A 19,328-nucleotide genomic window follows, 5' to 3' on the forward strand; every position below is an offset into this window, starting at 1 on the left:
CTGCTTGTTTTTATACTTTTTCATACTCACCATTTATGTTCCACTCCGGAGACGCTCATAGTTTGATTTCCTTCACCTTGCCGGGAATGATGGTCAGGTGCACCGTGCCATTGTGTTCTATCTCCACCTTCTGGTAGCGGGCTTCCACCACTACTTTGCCGTCCAGTGCCATCACCCCCCACTGGCAGGCGTTTTCTTCAAAGGCACAATAAATGCCCACCGGAGGCAGGATCTTTCTGTACTGGGGAGGAACGATGACACGTTCCCCCAGCTTCAAGCCCCATTTCATCCCCATACGGTAAGGAAGGACATCCTTTATCTCCTCCAGTCTTCGCTGTCTTTTTCGTTCCTCGTTCCTTCTCTTCTGCCGGTCCGTTTCCTCCGCCCGCCGTCCGGCTTCCGCTTTCAACTTCTTTATCACCGTGTCAAAATCCTCCTCGCCGGGGGTGGGAAGATTGGAGGCTATGTAGCGTTTCCGCGTTCCTTTCTCTGTTTCTTTCCCCACATGGTAATACTTTCCTGCCCCGTCCATCACTATGATGCTCCGGTCGGCCAGGTGGCCGCAGCACCAATACACCTCCTCGTCATCCCCTGCCAGCAGACAGGCGAATATATCAAATACGGTGGACCATTCGGAATCCACCAGCCGGCAGGACTTCGGGACGCGATAATCCGGTATCTTCAGATAAAAACCATAAAAGCAGAGGCTGTCCTTGTGCAGGCCGCGCATGGACGCATACGGTTTACGGGTGCGGCTGTGGAAAGTCTCCCCCACCCTCAGCAGTTCCACACTGCCATAGGAAAACACCACCGGCTTCTCCCGGTACGTGCGGCCTGTCTTCAGGTCCATATAGAAATCCGTGCTTATAGTATCCCTGCCTATAGTACCCGTAACGGCCAGAAGCTCCCCTTTCAGGAATTTCAGTCTCCGGTCATGCCCACCGCTCATTTCCGGTTCTGAGAACATTATTTCCGGTTCTCCGGAGGCGTTCACCACGGCCGTTCGCCCGTCTTTCAAGCGGACTGCCACACGGTCTCCCTGAATGTCAAAGACTTGCAGATAACAGGGTGTCACCGTTATTTTGTTTCCATGTTTCAGCCCCCACAAACCGCTCTGCCGGTCGAAGCAGGATTTCAAGGCGGCCTGTGATTCCTTTCCGTTTTCCGCTTCCTCTCCGGATACAGCAGCCTCCCCGTTCCGGATGGCTTCCAGCAACCGGCCGTGGGTCATCACCACCTCCCATACTTCCTCCCGTTGCCCACGGCTGTTCGTCAGTGACAAGGCAGCAGGCAGAGACAGTCCGCCCGACGCCCGTGCCCGGGACAGCGCATTGCCAATCATCCGTCCCTCGAACATCGCCCTCCAGTCGTGCCTGCGGGTAGGCAGGCCGAAGATGCGGTGCAGCCCCACATTATCTATCAGTATGCAGGACTCCTTGGCTATAGACTTCCGCAGTCCGCGCCCCACCTGTTGCAGGTACTTTGCCAGGGAAAGCGTGGGGCGCGCCAGCTGCACGAACTCCACATCGGGACAGTCGAAACCTTCGGAGAAAATATCCACATTGACCAGTACTTTCATTCTTCCCTGCCTGAAATCATCCACCAGCTTCTTGCGTTCCGAAGCCGGAGTCCGGCTGTCGATAGCCACGGCATCCAGTCCGCGTGCGCTATAACAAGCCGCTATCCGACGGGCATGGGCGATGCTGATGGCATATACGATTCCTTTCTTTCCGTGGGCATATCGTTCCACGCTCTCATACAGCCCCTTGATAGTCGTCTCCCGATTCAGCACCGCGTTCATTTCCTTTACCTGATAATCCCCGTCCGCACCCCGTTTCTTCAGCGAATCTATGAGCCGCTGCTCCCTGCTGTTCGCACGGATGGACACATAATCGAAAGGCGACAGCCATCCCTTCCCGATAAACGTTTCGACTGTCCACGAGGTGATCAGGCTGTCGAACAAGTCCGTGAAGCCCCTGCCGTTCAACCGACAAGGCGTAGCGGTCATGCCCAGTTTTCTTGCCTCCGGATACCTTTTCCAAAGCGCCCGGTAGGTTTCCGCCAAGGCGTGATGCGCCTCGTCGATGACGATCAGGCCCGGGGATTCGTCCATGGTCTCTCCGTTACGGGACAGCCACTGGATAGACAGCACCTTCACCCTTCCGACTTTTTGAGTCCTGCCGCCGTCATTTCCCATTCCATAGCGGGCCACTGTCTCCTCTATCTGCTCCACCAGTTCCCGGCGGTGCGCAACGATCCATACCGGAGAGTTGGAACCATGCAGGAACTCCCCCACTATGGCTGTCAGCAGATGCGTCTTGCCCGTACCGGTAGGCATCTGTACCATCACATTCCGATGATAACCCCACTCTTCAAAGAGCCGGAGCTTCATCTCCTGCTGGTAATCACGAAGATGTTCGTTTTTGCAATACATTACGCGGATGCCGGTCGCTACCGGCAACAATGGGAAGAAAGGCTACATGCTTTATTGCATACAGCCTATATAGCAAAAAAAATTATTGATTAATATCAAAAAGAAAGGTCGAGTACTTCAATTTATCTTTCCTCAAAGCAAGTCCTGCACGGAACCAGCATCAACATCATCCTTAATCTTTAAAATAACAGAATGTAATTGGGGTAAATGGATTTTGACAATTCTAAAAATCTCAGCCGGATCTATCGACAAATATTCGTGAGAGATAATATTACGTAAACCTATGATACTTTTCCATGGAACATCACTATAGCCAGCCAACAAATCATGATGAGTCAAATTGTCTATATTCTTTACAGCTTCTCCAATAGTTTGCAAACGCATACATGTAGCATCAAAAATATCTACTTTATCAGGAGAGTATAAAAAATCATTGACCGAAACAATGCCACTGCATCTTTCAATAGTCAATGCAATACGCTCTTCCACAAACAGAAGCATGTCCAATATGTCAGCTTTAGATATAGATTGCATCCTTTTCTATATGATTCCGAAACAGATTACGCATAATTGCAGTCAAAGAGACGACATCCACCTTTACTTCAAAACGCTGTTCCAAAGATTCTTTTATTTCCATTCTGGTGAAATAATCCGGATTTTGAAGCTGCACACAAATATCAATATCGCTATCTTCTTTTTGTTCACCACGAGCCACAGAACCGAAAATCCCCAGCTTCTCAATTCCATACTTCTCTCCAAATTCTTCCTTGAACTTACGGAGGATAGCTATTATTTCATCTTTTGTTTTCATGCGGATAGATATCACGTTACCTTGCAAATATTATAATTTATACTGAAACAAACAAACTATTGGTTGATTTTATTCCAATATTTAACCAAGTTTCCAAGTTCACGTTTCTGAATCAGATTCTGACCAACCAATAAGAGGGCCTGCCGTCTGATTCAAAATCCTCTTTAGAAAATCTAACCGGAAATTCCTGACCGGACAAGTTTTTTTATTATTTCAGATGCACTTTGAGTACGATCCCCCCCGAGAAGTAACGGCAGCGGTCCAGTTCTACCACGGCATTAATGTAATCTTTCCAGAAGGAGTACTCCATACCTAAATTAATCTGATATTTCGCCCCTTCGGGATTAAATGTCAGATTCTCCTTTACGTCTGTATATCCGGGGACAACTTCCGCCATCAGGTTCATGCCATTGACCACCTTGTCCACCCAAGAACCGTTTTCTTTCAAATGAAATCGGAAATTCGCACCCATAGCCGGACTATTCAACTTGTTATCAAAACGGTTGCTGTATATCCATGATAGGTGCGCGCCCAGCGTACCCACGTTCTCAAATTCGATGTGTTTGGTGACAGCTAGGTAATAGCGGTTCAAGAAACCATTGCCATAATTCAATTCCGAAGGTTTAGACAATGAACCACCATTCCACGAATCACCTATTGCATCATTGGCTCCAATCACTATCTGGGGTGTCCATTCTTTCCACCAGCCTTCTTTCCACACCCGCAGACGGAAATGAAAGGAACGGTCCTGATTGATGAACCTGCCGTATGTGGAGGGTACCCAATAACCGGATTGATTACCATAATCTACAGGTACCGCTTTATGACCTGTACACAGGTAACCGGCTTCCAGCCAAGGAAAAATAGTGATGTTGATGTAATAGTTCCATGTGTCATACCACCACCTGGGAACAGTGGCATGATGGTTCAGCCAATTGGCTCCGGCCATGACGGTTTTATCACGCTGCATATCGGCGGTAGGCATGTTCATCAGGCCGGTGGTGCCGTAGTTGATTTGAGACCTTCCTAGTTCCGCAAGACAAACAATAAATAAAAAAATCAGAAAGAACCTTCTCATTTCAAACATTGCTTGCCATTATCCTTAAACCAATCAGCTATAGCCTCTTCAAATGTATAATGAAACTTATAACCTGAGTCAGCCAATTTCTTACCACATATATTAGTCGAAACCATCAGTTTCTTAACACGTGCCGGACATATTCCCATAGGAGCACCCAGGCATCCAGCTACAGCAGCCGCAGGCATTAATATCCAAGCAGGTATCAATGGAACAGCATGCTTCATGCCTGTCACCTTTTTCATTGTATCAACAATCTGCTCAATAGTATAAGCCGGTTCAAATGTACAATTATACAATTCCACCCCTTGTTCGTGGTGCTCCAGTCTGTATAACATAAAACGAACTAATTCCTTTACATAAATGCAAGCTTTTATTGTATCTTTTCTACCCGGATACATAAATTTACGCTCACGTATCCCCCAATAAAGACGGGAAAAATTTCCATTTTCTCCTTTACCGAACACCACACCGGGACGAACAATTGTCAACTGTCTTTCCAAAGAGTTCTTTGCTTGCCAGACCATGTGTATCTTTTCAGCCACTAGTTTCGATATTCCGTAGGGAGTATTAGGCATTGGAATTGTTGTTTCTTCTTTCAAGTCCTCAGCTGCTCCATAAGGAGCTATGGAACTAGTAAAAACAATCTTTTTGATATTATATTTCTCTGCAAATGCCGTCACATTCTCCGCACCAAGAATGTTGGTTTCAAAATAGACCGGATCTGGATGTCCGGGAGTACGGTGCACAGCTGCAAAATTAAAGATGATATCATCTTCAGTAATAGAAATCCCTTCCATAGCAATAGGTTTTCTCACATCACAATAAATAAAAGTCACCTTGCCATTCTGGTTATTCTCCACAATATCCAGATTATAAATATTGCACTCAGGACAGATATTCTTAAGAAGATCTGTCAAATGGGTTCCGATAAAACCGGAACCACCTGTTATAAAGTAGTTCATTAGGAAAATATTTTAGTTATGATATTTTGCAGCACTTACACTCTTGTAGATTTCATCATATTTTTGTGCCATTAAGTCTATATTGTAATTTTCTTCAACATCCTTCGACGCACGCTCGGAAAAAAGAGCACCATCCATACTTCCATTGACAATACCACGCACTGAATCAGCATATTCATCTGCCGAATTACAAATCAGTCCATTCACACCATTTTTTATAACATCACGATTACCAGTCACATCACTTACCAAACAGATTTTTTTCAAATACATCGCCTCAAGCAACGAGATCGGAAGACCTTCCCATAACGATGGTAAAATGAAAAAGTCCATATTTTTAATAATATTCAGCACCTCCTTCCTCTTTATCCATCCGGTAATATGAATATTGGGCGAAGTAAGTTCTGTCTTCAACTCTCCTTCACCTATCCATGTAAACCGAGCCTCGGGAAGTAACATCGCTATTTCATTGAATAGCTTGGGATTTTTCTGATAAAGGATTCTACCACTGGTACATATTTGGATAGGACGTTGAATATCCCGACCAATTGGCCGGACAAATGTTTTCAAGTCCGCAGTATTGATACCATTATTTACATAAGTCGCGTTTGGAGACAGTTTCTTCGCCTCTTTATACTCTCCCTCACTACACGCAATGGTCATACAAGGTCTTTTTGCCGAAAGATATTCTATCAACCAAAATAAGAAACGTTTGAACACTGCCCCATCTTTCATCAAAAATGAATATCCATGAGGTGTATAAAAAGCCGGGATATTCTTACAGGGCAACGCCCACCTGCCAATAAAGCCGGATGCCGATGAATGAAAATGAACTATATCCGGCTTTATTCCTTTATACCATTTATACACATCATAATAGGCTCTTAAATTAACCACTGTGCCTATCGCACCTTTGAAAGAGTCTATCCTCATGAGATGCACACGTTTGTCAAACAATTGCTCTACATTCTCAGGTGTCAGCGGACGAATACCATAGAGTATATAGACTTCATAATCTTCAACTTGACGCTTCGTTATATCTATAAGGAAACTTAGGACACCTGTTGCAAAAGGTTCCGCCACATGCATTATTTTCTTCATAAAAAGTACAAAAGGGATTAGGGCCGCATGCTTTTCAGCTCACGACCGATAAGAAAAAGAATAAAATAGATTTGTATTTAATCAATATACGGTGTCCTATTTTTCAAAAGACACATACATGTATGTACGGGAAGACTTTTACAGTTAGAAAAAGCATACCACAGCCATTCACCATAGCCTGGAAAATGATATTCTGCCCCCCTTAACGGAGAGTTGGGCAGAACAGGTCTCTTTCAACTTTCGATTTTCAACAGAGTTAGTTATACCTCCTCCATCCTCACCAGATCCCATCCTGAGAACTGCATCACAATCTTATGCAATTGCGTGCCCTGACGCAACGCATCCACCCTTGGCGCACGGGCATAACCGTCTATCTGCTCCACAGCTTGCCGCCACTGCTCCTCGGCCTTCGAGTCAAAGTCCTTTTTCGGCAGGTATTTCAGCTCCACTATGTAGCTATGCCGGGACTGATAATGCGTCAGGTTGGGCAGCAGGAAGAAATCACAATACCCATGGTTCAATTCCACTTCGGGAGCGGTGATGTAATAATCGTTCAGACTCAAGTAAGCCATGAAGAAGCCCTGGATGCTGCGCTCGCCCTCTATGGAGTCGCGGACGGAGGACAGGTTACGGTAAGCGTCTGCGATGTATTGCAACGCCTCACGCCACTGACCGTCGAAGGACATCCGGGTGAACAGCGTCAATAAGGAAGATATTTGTATTCCGCTATATTCGCTGTAGTTCTCCAACAAATACTCATAATACTGCTTGCGCACATTGTTGTTCGGTATGCACAAAACCAACTGAGAGCCATACGTACCCTTTATGGTCAGCATCCCATAATAAAACAGCAGACTAGGGAAAATGTCGGGATTCGTCAAGTCACGGGCCGGAAAAGACTCTTCCACACCGGCTATCAGCTGTCCCTCCTCGGCAATACGGCGGATGACGCCTCTGCGGTCACCGTCCAGACGGTCCAGCCGCAGCAACTTTTTCAGTTTGTTGTAATCGGTTTTCGTATTGGGATCAACCATCCGTTCGGGAGAGTGACCGCTATCCATGTACTGGCGGAGATAATAGAGCACCATGTCACAATTGAATACACGTTCCTCCTGCTTCAGGCACTCCTTGGCGAAACAATAGTTGTCATACCACGGCTTCATCTCCGCTATTATCGCCTCCACGTCGCTTTCGGAAGGAAGCATCCCCGCCTCTTTATAGTAAAGGAGCATGGAACGCACATCCTCGGTACTGAAGCCCAGCATCTTGTCGAACTTGGGGTTCATGGACAAGTGCCAGCCGATGTTGAATCCACTCGTCAGGTCGTCCAGGGTCACGGGGCTCACTCCCGTCATGAAGATACGTTCGAACATACCTTTGAACTTTTTGAACACATCGCGGTAGAAACCGCTGGCATGGGTGATGGCGTGATACACCTCCTCGCCATTCTCGTTGAGCACGATATTCGTGAAATTGTCGTATTCGTCGATGATGAGGTAAAGGGGGATGCGAAGTCTTACCGCACTGTTGCGTATCAAGTCCAGTTTATCGGCCATCTGCCGGGTCTCGAAGAATGCTTTCACTGTTTCATCAGGATATTCATCACGATAAGAGTGCATAAAGTCATCCAGCATCAAACTGCAATAATCATTAAAACGTTCAGAAAGTCGGTCGATGTCTCCGCCCACCTGGGAGAAGTCCAAATAAAGCATCTGGTACCGCCCCCTGAGAGGCGTGGGGTGTTCATGAACCCAAAGCCCACCGAACAGGGAGTCGAAATTAGCAGCCATCGCCTTGTCGTAATAAGCCCTCATCATGCTGATGAACAGACTCTTTCCGAACCGGCGGGGACGGATGTAGAACACATTTCGAGGCTGCTGCTCCAGTAAGGACAAATACATAGTCTTGTCCACATAATACAGATTTTGTTCCCTCACCGTCACGAAGTCGGACACACCGTAGGGCACTTGCTTTATCTCTTCCATAACTTTACTCCATATTTATATCGCCACATTGCTTATTACAAAGTTACATAAACAATTCCATCCGGACAAAAGTTTCAGGCGAATTTACTTAATATCCCATGACTATCTCAGACCTGACGGAATGAAGTCCCCCCCCCCGGGGGGGGAGACAATTCCACCATTAATAATCCTCAATCCACTTTCCTCGACTTCCCATAACCAACGAACAAATTCACCAGCCACACCCCAGCCAAGGACAGCAGACACGCTGCCCGCGCCTTTCTCCGGGCTTTTCCATCAAACAGCACATGTATTCTTTTCCGGCGGATAATTTCCAAAAGACTACGACGCATCTCCTTTTCTTCCTGCGGAACCTCCAACAGAATGTGAAAGGCGAAACTTACGATACGGCAGTCCAAAGCCCGTCTCACCCGTTCCGGCATCCGCACCTTGTCTGCTTCAAGCTGACGGATTATTCTCATACAGCTCTCATACTTCAACGGCTTGAACGGAGTTCCCTCTATACTGGTACTACGAATCCGATAAAAATAGTTACGATAATTACCAAACGCTATATAGTCACACTTCATCATCAGACGATAAGTAGTGGGTAAATCTTCATACAACCACCCTTCAGGATAACGAATGCCATCAGAAAAAAGGGAGCGATGATACATTTTGCCCCATGCAGTTGTGTCAAATGCCTGCTGATAGAACATACAGGCCAACCCCTCATCCTGACCTACCGACTCCGAAGCCACCGGACACGTGCGGATTTCCACGGACACGGAGGCACCATCCTTAAATTCCTGATGCCGGCTCACTGACAGCTTCACTCCATACTCCTCCATCAGTTTGTAAAGATATTCCACATAATCCGCCGCCACATAATCATCACTATCCACAAACGTGACATACTCCCCCTTCATAACGTCCAACGCCACATTGCGGGCATCACTAAGCCCCCCGTTTTCCTTATGAATCACCTTGACACGACTGTCCACGGCAGCATATCCGTCACAAATCTCACCACAGCGGTCCGGACTGCCGTCATCCACCAGAAGTATTTCAAGATTACGATATGTCTGGTTCAGAACACTCTCAACGCACCTCGGCAAATACTCCTCCACATTATAGCAAGGAACGATCACTGATATCAAAGGTTGTGTCATACTATTTCCGTCCTTTTGCATCATCATTTTTCATGATTTGAATCCTTTCCCCCTTTCTTTATCCCGAACATATCCATAAACTTCCGAATATGCTGACGGATATTGTTCACGCTGCTTCCCTTGGTAAAATGAACAAATGCCAGCAGCGCCTCTATGAAGTGAGCCTTGACAACAATGCCACCATTCATGATGGTATGCTCCATCATTTCACCCACCACCAAGTTGGCCAGATCGGAGGCATCCTTGCAGGCACCGACACGGATAATAAAGGCATTCAGCGAAACATCATCCGTATAATAAATACGAAGTTCGCCCTCGGCCAGCTTCAAATCATCAGCCTTCTGGTCAGAAGACTTCGTTTCGACCGGAACCGGCTCTCTTTTTTTTACACTTTCCATTCCGTGCTCCTTCATTGCATCCATTTCGGAACGATCTACATAAAAGTTCTGAACTACCTTCGTAACGTTAGGCATAATCTGGTTGTTACCTCCCGTGATATAAAATACACAGGCATTTTCTTCTTTCTTTTTTTCCATAATTTCTGAATTAAACAATTCTTTTCCACACAATAACAGCTCATTTCTGAACGCTATTGGAGGCATGACGCGCAAAGCGTAACTTCGCTGTCAATATTACTTATATACCTATTAAAAAATTAAACAAAGTATGAGACAAAGCATCGTCACTTTTTTCAACGCTCCCATCACCAACAAGGTGCCGGACAGCGTATGCAGCCTTCAGGCTCTTCATGACTATATTGTAAACAACACCCCGCTGGCGGAGAAAACCGGCCGGGTGCGCACCGCACTGACCGACCCGAAACAGTTCCGCCAACTGAAACAGCAGCTGCTGCCGTACGTCACTCCGGCAGGAATCTTTACTTACTGCCGCGAACAGAGTCTGCTCATCCCCAGCGGAGACTTCGTGATTGACCTGGACCATCTGGCATCCGCCGATGAAGCCCGGGAATTGCGCGACCGGCTGTTCGACGACGATTTCCTCCTGCCCGACCTGGCTTTCGTATCGCCCAGCGGAACGGGGGTGAAACTGTTCGTCCCCTACCGCCTGTACACCGACAAAACAGTAAAAGAATCCTTCCGCATGGCCATGCAAAACGCATGGGAATACCTGCACTGCAAGTACGAACTGCAAATAGACAAGTCGAACGCCGACCTGTGCCGCGCATGCTTCATCTGCCACGATGAAGAAGCGAAACTGAGAGAAAAATAATTTTAGCGGTTGGTGATTAGTGAGCTGCGCGCGGAGGTCTGCATAGCATTAATCACGAACCATTAACTACTAATTTATCACTAATTAATCACTAAAAAACATGAACAATCCGATTCAAAGTCTGGAACAACTCGTTGACGCCATCGAGCGTGCGGGAGCGAACATCGCCCCCTCGTATCAAGAATACATGCCCCTGGCCTTTGCCATAGCCAATGACTGCGGCGAGGCCGGAAGAGCATATTTCCATCGCATCTGCCGCCTGTCCGGAAAGTACCGTCACGAAGATGCCGAAAAAATGTACACCAACGCCATCGGAAACGGGCACGGCAAGAACACCCTCGGCACCGTGTGGCACCTGGCCGAAATGGCGGGAGTGGACGTGAAGAAACTTTCTTTCACCCCTTCCCCCCTTTCACACGTACACGATACTTATAATGCACCGGGAAAGACGGCCGTACAACAGCCAGTGAATGCATCCGTACAACAACCCGGGAATACTGCCGGCATCGGAACTCCGGAACACTTGTCCGGAGAAGGACAGGAAGAGCAGCCACTGCCCCCTCCCTTCCCCGAATACCGGTGGCCCCGCTTCCTGCAACAAGCCGTGGACTGCGGCGAGTCCAAAGCCCAACGGGACATCCTGCTGCTGGGAGCCATCACCGTGCTGGGTGCCACGCTCAACAAACTGGTCTGTTTCAACTATGGCCACAAGGACCATTACCCGTGTCTGCAAACTTTCATCCTGGCTCTCCCCGCCTCGGGCAAGGGAGCTTTGGCATGGGTACGCCAGCTGGCCGAGCCGATCCATCAGGAGATGCTCTCCGCCTATCAGCAAAAGATGAAAGACTATCATGTGGAAAAAACCAAATGGGACTATATGGGCAAGGAACGGACCAAACATACCGAACCCGAAATGCCACGGATGAAACTTTTCTTCATAGCCGGTGACAACTCCGGCACAGGCATACAGGAGAACCTGATGGACAACAACGGCGCAGGCATGATTTGCGAAAGCGAGGCCGACACGGTAAGCACCGCCATCGGCACCGACTACGGCCACTGGAGCCATACCCTCCGAAATGCGTTCGACCACGACCGTCTGGCCTACAACCGCCGCACCAACCACGAGTACCGCGAATGCGGACGGTTGCTGCTCAGCCTCCTGCTCAGCGGCACCCCCGCCCAGCTCTGCCCGCTCATCCCCTCGCCCGAGAACGGGCTCTTCTCCCGCCAACTGTTCTACTATATGCCGCCCATACAGGAATGGGTCAGCCAGTTCGACACGTCCGGAACGGACTATGCACAGCAGTTCCACCAATGGGGCGGACAATGGAAAACAGTACTGGATGCCGTAAAGGCCGAGACCAACGGATTCCGTCTGCAACTGTCCGCCGCGCAGCAGGACGCGTTCAACCGCCGCATGGCACAAATATTCAGCCATGCCGGCGCCGCACACGGCAGCCACATGCGGAGCACGGTGGCACGTATCGCCATCAACGTATGCCGCATCATGAGCGTGGTGGCATGGCTGCGCTCGCTGGAAACAATCATAGATTCCCCGGAGTCAGCCCGTTCCATGAACGAAAGACTGCGTGCCTGTCCCGGTCTATCTCCTTGTGCCCATACTCCGCGCGAGAACATAACGGACAACATAACCCCCTCCTTCCTGCTCACCATCACCCCCGAGGATTTCGAAGCCGTGATGAATCTGGTGGAGCCGCTCTACCGCCACTCCTGCCATGTGCTGATGTACCTTCCCGCCGCCGGAGTGCCCGGCCACAAGGCCTCGCCCCAGGAAATCTTCCTGTCCTCCCTCCCCATGACGTTTACCCGCAAGGAAGCCATGGAAGTGGCACACCGGAACGGCATCAGTGAGAGCACTTTCGACACCCTGCTGAGACGCATGGGCGAAAAAGGCACGATAGAAACCATCGGCAGGGGCCGATACCAGTTCACCTCACGCGTACGTGTGAAGGGAAAAGGGCAATGAAAGAAAGTTTTTAATCCTTTAATTTTAAATTTTTCATCAAACATGATCAAGACTTATACCAAAAGCAGCCTGGCGCTGGAATATTTTCCGGAATACGTCCACCGTCCGCGAACTGCCGTCCAGCACCTGATGCGCTGGATCAACATGAATCCCGAACTTTGCACCCGTCTCTATGCCACGGACCCGGGCTTTCGTTGCCGGCGCACACTCACCTTCAGGCAGGTGCTTCTCATCAAAGAATACCTGGGAGAGCCGTAAAGCTTCAGAAGTCTTCAAAGGTACTCAGCGTCCATGCGGCATGTGGTATGTTTGCAATGTCAACGACAAGGGAGCCGGCACGTTACTAACCTCCGGCCTCACACGATACTAACCTGCGGGCCCATACGTTACTAACCTTCAGCCCTACACGTTACCTTCGTGCAGCCCGCGGGAAGCAACGTTCCCTCCTCCCCTCGGCGACCAAACGGAATATGTTAAATTTTAATTCTTAATTTTTAATTTATGATTAATTACAGTACCTGTATGCGTGGTAACCCCACCGACAAAGACGCTGCCAAAAAAGCGTATGCCAACGCCCAGTATTCACAAGTGATGACACTGGACAAGTTCTGCCACCACATCGCCAGCCACGGCTGCGTGTACTCGCGTGCCGACATCCAGGCCATTATCATCCTGGCCGTGGACTGCCTGCGCGAACAGCTGCTGAACGGACAGCAAGTCCAGCTGGGCGATTTGGGTGTATTCTCCAACAGCCTCCGGAGCTACGGTGCCGAGACATTGGCCGATTTCACTGCGGACAACATCACCGCTGTGAACGTGATCTGGACTGCGGGCGAACGTTTCAACAATCTGCGTCAGGATGCCGAATTCCAACTGGTTCCCACCCGTAAGGCAGCCGCCGAGGTGGTGAAAGCCTTGAAGGCCGGAAAGACTACGGTAGACCTGACGGGCAATTCTGCAGATGATGAGGAAGCTGCTACTTCCGCTACGGCTATTGCTGTTGATGTTGCCGCTATTGCTTCTTCTGATATTTCTGATGCTTCCACTGTTTCTGCTGATGATAACGCGGAAGCCTCCGGAACGGCCGCTTCTCCGGACGGGCCGGCAGACGGAAACATCTGATCCGGTTCCCCGGCTCCTCAGAGGTAGTATGATGTGATTATGGGACACGGACGACACGGAGTTTTTTCACTCCTCCGTGTCCGTCTGTTCCGTAATCTCCTTATTTCATTTACATTTTAAACTGATCCCCAAAACTGATATTCCCATGAATGAATCCAAGCAAGAATCCAAGAAAATCACCTGGCCACAAATCCTCCGGGCAATTATCCAGGCAGCTATCGCCGCCCTCACCGCCCTGGGCATAACCAGTTGCGCATCGCTCATTTAAAGAGTGGTCACAGCCTTTTTCTATTTTCTATTCTTAATTCTCAATTTTCCATATTATTATGATACAAGAAACATTTCCTATAATTATCGGTGAGGAGGAGGTGCTGAACGAGCGCCAGCTTCTCACCATAGAGGACGGACTGATGATGGCCTCCCCCGGTGCCGTGAAATACCTTGTCATCCACTGCTCCGCTACCCGTTGCGACCGTGACTATACTGCCGAGCAACTTCTGCGCGACCACAAGGCGCGGGGCTTCCGCACGGTGGGTTACCATTTCTACATCCGTCGTGACGGCAGCGTGACCCAACACCGCCGCCTGCTGGAGGTGGGCGCTCATTGCCGCCCCTGGAACCGTTGCAGCATCGGCATCTGCTACGAGGGCGGACTGGATGAGCAGGGACATCCCGCCGATACCCGTACACCGGAACAGACGGAGCAACTGATCTTGCTGCTGATGCGGCTGGTGAAACTCTTTCCCTGTGTCCGGATTCGCGGACACAGGGATATGCCGGGAAGTATCCCGAAAGCTTGCCCTAGCTTTGACGCGGAAGGGGTGTTCGGGTATTTGGAGAAACATTAGGGGTTCCATTGTCTTTTCATTCTTTTAAGCCATAGTTTCACCCCCACCGGCATCCTGTCCTTGATTCTTTGAGTCAAGGACGGATGTAAGGGAAAACGGGCGGCAAAATACTCCTCTACTTCCATACTGTTAATCCCATCATAAATATAATCCCGAATCTTATCCGTCCTAATGGTAGGTGACTTCAAGTTCTGATTTCCCTTAACCGCATACTCAAGCTTACTCTCTTGACATACAAAATCGCATTCCACCTGGTTCCAAAAGCATCCCCCTTTACGAGTATTAACTAGCATCAATGAAACGCCCTTCGTACTGTAAAAATCCGGATGATACTTTTCTACTCCCCAATAGTCAGCTATAGTGATATCACCAGCCCGCTCTGTACACGCATAATGACAACGATAGCAGCACTCTCTATAAGTATATCCTTGCAAAAAGTAGGCATAATAAGGATTGGAAACCGCAGTACCGTACTTATGAGTATTTTTATATTTATATTTATATCCTAGTCCCCAGCCTCCACGCTTGTCACGAAAATCATATTCGTCAATATTTGCGCCATGCTTCTTACGGAGAAGTTCCAAATAACGACTGAAAAGTAATGGAGAAGGCACACCATGGCAAATCAAATCCACCAAAATCAAATTATCGTAATCCTTTCCCAAGAAACTGCGTAAAGCAGCTATTTGGCATCCTGTTCCACTATAAAGTACCAGCCTTCCCTCATTTAATAATTTTCTAACCTCGGCAAACGTATTTCCTGTATCGCTCTGCACATACTTGGAACTAAGTAGTGGCTGTAGTTCTTCCCATGTTTCCACTTTAACATGAACAGCACGCATTTTTTCATTATATTTTACTCCGAACACCGCACCGCTTTGACTTATAACAAATGCCGCCCATCCGGCAAAAGCGCCACCGGAGGCACTCCTATAGAGCGTATGTTCGTCTTTCAGCCGGACAGCCCATGTAGCAAGTGATTTTCCATGAAGCAGATCCTTACGGTTCTGAGGACAACGTTTCGCACACAATCCACAATCCACACAGAGATTCCCGTCAACAGTCGCCATGAGAAACCCTTCCCTATCGGCAACCATCCGGATGGCCTTCTTCGCGCACAACTGTTCGCAAGCCCTGCATCCTGTACAATATTCGGTTATCCGTTCCATTCTATTGCCCACTTTATAAATTCAACGCCTTTCGCTCTCTCCTCATCAAGTACTTTGTTGGCATGGGTAAAATCAATGGGAGCCGCATCCACATACGAAAAATCATCGTATGCAGACAGATGCCTGTCCTCCAGCCCCACCAACTTCAAGACACTTCCCAAACGACTGCTATAATCATTCGGATAAATGCTGATAAACTGAGTGTTGACATTGATACTGAAAGCCGTGGCATGAAACGAATCGGTTATCACATAATCTGCATGAAAAATATAGCGCACAAAGTCAAAAACCTCAGGCACGACCACACTTTTCCCGCATTTCAGAATCTGGTCTATACGAGTACAGAATCTTACCAGCAGTAATCCCTTACGGCATGCAAACTCTTTAGCGTAACGGTCAAATTCCTTATTTGTATTCAACTGATAAATAAGTACGTATCCTTTTTTAAATGGTGTTTTCCCTGCATAAGCGCTCCAAAACGAGCGGTCAAGCTGTAAAGTTGGGTCTAGCACATGAACTACATTATTAATCCCCAAGCTATTACAAATTTTCACTCCGGCACTCTCTCTTACCGAAACAGCCTGATAGCGGTTGAGCAAATTCTGTGTTTCATCCTTTTCCCAATCATCCAATCTGTCCTTTCCAAAACTAGCCGAATAAGCTATTTTCCTGATATGTTCTGGTACAAAACCGAGAAACAATTCGGGAAGAACCCCCTCATTCCACCCACTATTCCAAGTCTGATCGGAACCGGTGCAATAGATATCGGATGTAAGTTTTAGTTTCTTAAAATCAGTCATCGTGGTACATATTTCTTTCTGCACATTGAGGTACTTTTCCAGAAACCGCTTAAAGCGTCTGTCCTGCAAAAGAAAAGTAGGATAAAGCAAAATACCCATTATGATCTTTACCGACCACGATTTTGGTTTTGTCCATGCCTTTACCCTGTTCCACGGAGTTGCGTTGTTGCTGCGCATATAATTGAAGAAATCGACCTTGCATCCCCAAGTTTCAAACATTTTTTGAGTGGCCCAAGCTTGCAGGACTGATCCATAATTACGGACGTTCTGAAGAGTTATTATTGTAATGGTTTTCATAAATTTCAATTACCTTTCATTCTAATATAAATCAGATAAAAAATTATTTTAGGGGTATTCACGCTCAGCTATAATCTCCCTTCTTTTTGTCATTAGTGCTATAAGTAAATAATAGCTACTAATTGCTATATAAAACATATTCAAGGATACTAATGTATACGGAATTGTATCTTCAAGATTATCTACAGATATAGTCATATAAAAAAACAAATAGAAAACTATTAAAGCGAATTTCAGCACTCTATTTGAGGTGGAGAATTTAGTTAGATATAATCAAATACAGACTGATATGGAAAATGGAGTTCCGGATAAAAATAAAAGTGCTTCCAATATCTATACAAATAATAGCAAATGAAAGCCAGAATGGACAGCAACTTGATTTTCTGATCTTTCAGATTTTGGAAATAGAAAGATACCAGCAATGCAAACGCAAATCCGAAATAGGAACTCAACCTGCTTAATGGGGGAATAGTTCGCAAAAACAGCAAATTGACAGTAATCGAAAACACATAAGCGTTCATCAACGGATAAATAAACCTATTATATTGTTCATTTCCCTGATTTTTTCTGATGAGTGTAAAATAAAACAAGCATAAGAAAAAGCAGTTGATGATGAATGCAGGAAGAGGACTATCATTCACTGCTCCGCCATTCATGGAAGAATCGCTCGATTCGAAATATCTTAATACAACAAAGGCCAACTGGCTGCTTACCATAGATATGACGTTAATCACAACCGGAAGTATGATAGGAACAAATATTTCTGAGAAAGCAAGAGCCAGCATCCAAATCAGTAAATAGTGCCATAAACTGAATTTCAAATTTTTCAGCGCCCCATACAGAGGTAGTAACACAGCAGAACTGCTATGTATCAATACCGCTAATCCATTCATCACAAAATACCGCATCTTATTTCCCAGAAGCAAATAGCAAAAACCCAGCGCATAGATGACATTGGCCAAATCTTGACGTACGGGAAAAAAGTTTTCTGCCTCAATCATTGCTACAAAGCCGAATACAGGCTGTCTGGTCATTTTTACAAATACCAAATAAAGAATACTCAAACGCAATAGATTAGAAAAAAGAAGAAAAGCAGTATATGTGCCAAACATATACTTGCACACCATGAGCATAAACCCCCAACCGGATTCAAGTATTTTTGTCCCCTCTTCCGTTTCCATTGTCAAATAGCACCAAAAGTTGGTAACATCAATCTCATTAAACGAACGTTCATACCAGCCCCAATCTGTACCCAAATCCCATCTTAACCCCCTGAACAGTGTTAGCACGATAATCCAAAAGACCATCACTTTCTTTTGCTTATCAAGACTCTGTACAAAAACTGAAAGGAGCAACGGAATGTAGATAAGACTATATATTGAAAAGAAGTTCTCAGTCATTTTGTGTTTTTTTTCCTTTAAACGTCCAATACAGATATTTTGCAGTCACAAACATAGAGGGAAGTCCGTAGCCGAATGCTTTTCTTGCATAAGACCACCCGATGTTTTTATAGCCCCCTTTCAGCAGCCCGAGTGCCAGCATCTCATACTGGCATTTATAGATTTCTTTCCACCTTGGCATTTGCTTGAGATCCGTTTCATATGTCCGAAGAAACTTTTCCTTGTATTCTATACCCTTTAAGGGATTTAAGGTCATTACATTAGGTGTGTTATATTTGACAAGGAGAGACTCTTTACAGGTACAGACTTTGTAGTAGCGGAAGAAACGAATGCATAACTCCCAGTCTTGGTGACGCCGAAAGCTTTCATCGAATCCATTAATAGCTTGAAATGTTTCTTTACGGAATAACACATTTGAGGTGTTAAAACGGACTTCTCCCATCAGTACTTCCTGCGCCAAGTTTCCCTCTTTGGTAACATGAATCGTGAACGACCGGTTGAAACCTACAATATGCGTGTTGCAAACACAGGCACCGAACGTTTTGTCGTGTCTTGCCAGACACTCCATCTGTTTTTCAATCTTTGTCGGTTCGAACACATCATCGTCATCCAAAAAGTTCACGAATGCTCCCTTTGATACCGCAAATCCCGTATTCCGGGCGGCTGATCCGTTCTTATTCACTTCGTGAACGATATAAAGGATTGTATTATCCTCTATCAGTTCATGAAGCATACGTTGGGTAAACTGTTGCCATTCAGTACCCATTCCATTATCGTCTACTACTATAATTTCAATATAGGGATAGGTTTGGGCCTTTACACTTTCTATGGCCCGCAACAGGTTCTCCGGTCTTTTATAGGTAGGGATTACAACCGATACTAATGCTTTTTCCATTTATAGCTCTCCGAGTCCTTACTAGACATAACATACTGTCCGTCAACATCAA

19 protein-coding genes are annotated in these 19,328 nt (G+C 46.8%); 6 read left to right on the forward strand and 13 right to left on the reverse strand.

The annotated features are described in order from the left end of the window. Positions 1-55 precede the first annotated feature (55 nt). The 9 genes from ACYQ0C_RS12800 to ACYQ0C_RS12840 all read right to left on the reverse strand — a co-directional run bounded on the left by ACYQ0C_RS12800 (position 56) and on the right by ACYQ0C_RS12840 (position 10,061). The gene (locus ACYQ0C_RS12800) at positions 56-2,434 is read right to left on the reverse strand and encodes a DEAD/DEAH box helicase (protein ID WP_175271251.1); all 2,379 of its coding nucleotides are present in this window, start codon (positions 2,432-2,434) and stop codon (positions 56-58) included. Positions 2,435-2,566: 132 nt separating this feature from the next. After that, positions 2,567-2,968: a HepT-like ribonuclease domain-containing protein gene (locus tag ACYQ0C_RS12805; RefSeq protein WP_025077172.1), complete on the reverse strand. Its 402-nt coding sequence runs from the start codon at positions 2,966-2,968 to the stop codon at positions 2,567-2,569. Then, on the reverse strand, positions 2,952-3,245 hold the full coding sequence (locus tag ACYQ0C_RS12810) for a nucleotidyltransferase family protein (RefSeq protein WP_016276208.1): 294 nt from the start codon (positions 3,243-3,245) through the stop codon (positions 2,952-2,954). Before ACYQ0C_RS12810 ends, ACYQ0C_RS12805 begins: the two co-directional genes overlap by 17 nt. A 208-nt stretch (positions 3,246-3,453) precedes the next feature. Beyond that, positions 3,454-4,323, reverse strand: a complete 870-nt coding sequence (locus ACYQ0C_RS12815; RefSeq protein WP_025077173.1) for a YjbH domain-containing protein — start codon at positions 4,321-4,323, stop codon at positions 3,454-3,456. Continuing rightward, entirely contained in the window at positions 4,320-5,288 is a 969-nt protein-coding gene (locus ACYQ0C_RS12820; protein ID WP_016276206.1) for an NAD-dependent epimerase/dehydratase family protein, read from the reverse strand. The genes ACYQ0C_RS12815 and ACYQ0C_RS12820 overlap by 4 nt, the downstream gene beginning before the upstream one ends. Before the next feature lie 12 nt (positions 5,289-5,300). Beyond that, entirely contained in the window at positions 5,301-6,389 is a 1,089-nt protein-coding gene (locus ACYQ0C_RS12825) for a glycosyltransferase (protein ID WP_025077174.1), read from the reverse strand. 260 nt (positions 6,390-6,649) lie between these two features. Next, positions 6,650-8,374, reverse strand: a complete 1,725-nt coding sequence (locus ACYQ0C_RS12830; RefSeq protein WP_016276204.1) for an ATP-binding protein — start codon at positions 8,372-8,374, stop codon at positions 6,650-6,652. A 170-nt stretch (positions 8,375-8,544) separates the two neighbouring features. Continuing rightward, a complete protein-coding gene (locus tag ACYQ0C_RS12835; RefSeq protein WP_025077175.1) occupies positions 8,545-9,525 on the reverse strand; it encodes a glycosyltransferase family 2 protein in 981 nt (326 codons plus the stop codon). A 23-nt stretch (positions 9,526-9,548) separates the two neighbouring features. Next, positions 9,549-10,061: a hypothetical protein gene (locus tag ACYQ0C_RS12840; RefSeq protein ID WP_016276202.1), complete on the reverse strand. Its 513-nt coding sequence runs from the start codon at positions 10,059-10,061 to the stop codon at positions 9,549-9,551. A gap of 130 nt (positions 10,062-10,191) precedes the next feature. Here ACYQ0C_RS12840 and ACYQ0C_RS12845 point away from each other — a divergent pair, with 130 nt between their 5' ends. The 6 genes from ACYQ0C_RS12845 (at position 10,192) to ACYQ0C_RS12870 (ending at position 14,715) form a co-directional block, all read left to right on the forward strand. After that, entirely contained in the window at positions 10,192-10,755 is a 564-nt protein-coding gene (locus tag ACYQ0C_RS12845; protein WP_016276201.1) for a BT4734/BF3469 family protein, read from the forward strand. 100 nt (positions 10,756-10,855) lie between these two features. Further along, positions 10,856-12,745: a DUF3987 domain-containing protein gene (locus tag ACYQ0C_RS12850; RefSeq protein WP_016276200.1), complete on the forward strand. Its 1,890-nt coding sequence runs from the start codon at positions 10,856-10,858 to the stop codon at positions 12,743-12,745. A 42-nt stretch (positions 12,746-12,787) separates the two neighbouring features. Then, positions 12,788-13,003, forward strand: a complete 216-nt coding sequence (locus ACYQ0C_RS12855; RefSeq protein WP_016276199.1) for a DUF4248 domain-containing protein — start codon at positions 12,788-12,790, stop codon at positions 13,001-13,003. A gap of 243 nt (positions 13,004-13,246) precedes the next feature. Continuing rightward, positions 13,247-13,867, forward strand: coding sequence for an HU family DNA-binding protein (locus ACYQ0C_RS12860; RefSeq protein WP_025077176.1), 621 nt, complete (start codon positions 13,247-13,249; stop codon positions 13,865-13,867). A 145-nt stretch (positions 13,868-14,012) separates the two neighbouring features. Next, on the forward strand, positions 14,013-14,135 hold the full coding sequence (locus tag ACYQ0C_RS12865; RefSeq protein ID WP_160247711.1) for a smalltalk protein: 123 nt from the start codon (positions 14,013-14,015) through the stop codon (positions 14,133-14,135). Between the two features lie 58 nt (positions 14,136-14,193). Further along, a complete protein-coding gene (locus ACYQ0C_RS12870) occupies positions 14,194-14,715 on the forward strand; it encodes an N-acetylmuramoyl-L-alanine amidase (protein WP_016276197.1) in 522 nt (173 codons plus the stop codon). Here ACYQ0C_RS12870 and ACYQ0C_RS12875 read toward each other — a convergent pair. The 4 genes from ACYQ0C_RS12875 to ACYQ0C_RS12890 all read right to left on the reverse strand — a co-directional run bounded on the left by ACYQ0C_RS12875 (position 14,712) and on the right by ACYQ0C_RS12890 (position 19,276). Then, on the reverse strand, positions 14,712-15,884 hold the full coding sequence (locus ACYQ0C_RS12875; protein ID WP_016276196.1) for a Coenzyme F420 hydrogenase/dehydrogenase, beta subunit C-terminal domain: 1,173 nt from the start codon (positions 15,882-15,884) through the stop codon (positions 14,712-14,714). The two genes, ACYQ0C_RS12870 and ACYQ0C_RS12875, sit on opposite strands and share 4 nt — an antisense overlap. Continuing rightward, complete coding sequence (locus ACYQ0C_RS12880; RefSeq protein WP_016276195.1) at positions 15,872-16,981, reverse strand: polysaccharide pyruvyl transferase family protein; 1,110 nt, start codon at positions 16,979-16,981, stop codon at positions 15,872-15,874. Before ACYQ0C_RS12880 ends, ACYQ0C_RS12875 begins: the two co-directional genes overlap by 13 nt. A 263-nt stretch (positions 16,982-17,244) precedes the next feature. Then, complete coding sequence (locus ACYQ0C_RS12885; RefSeq protein ID WP_016276194.1) at positions 17,245-18,381, reverse strand: EpsG family protein; 1,137 nt, start codon at positions 18,379-18,381, stop codon at positions 17,245-17,247. Further along, positions 18,374-19,276: a glycosyltransferase family 2 protein gene (locus ACYQ0C_RS12890; RefSeq protein WP_016276193.1), complete on the reverse strand. Its 903-nt coding sequence runs from the start codon at positions 19,274-19,276 to the stop codon at positions 18,374-18,376. Before ACYQ0C_RS12890 ends, ACYQ0C_RS12885 begins: the two co-directional genes overlap by 8 nt. Positions 19,277-19,328: the final 52 nt, after the last annotated feature.

The sequence above is a fragment of the Phocaeicola sartorii JCM 17136 = DSM 21941 genome, from assembly GCF_054653615.1.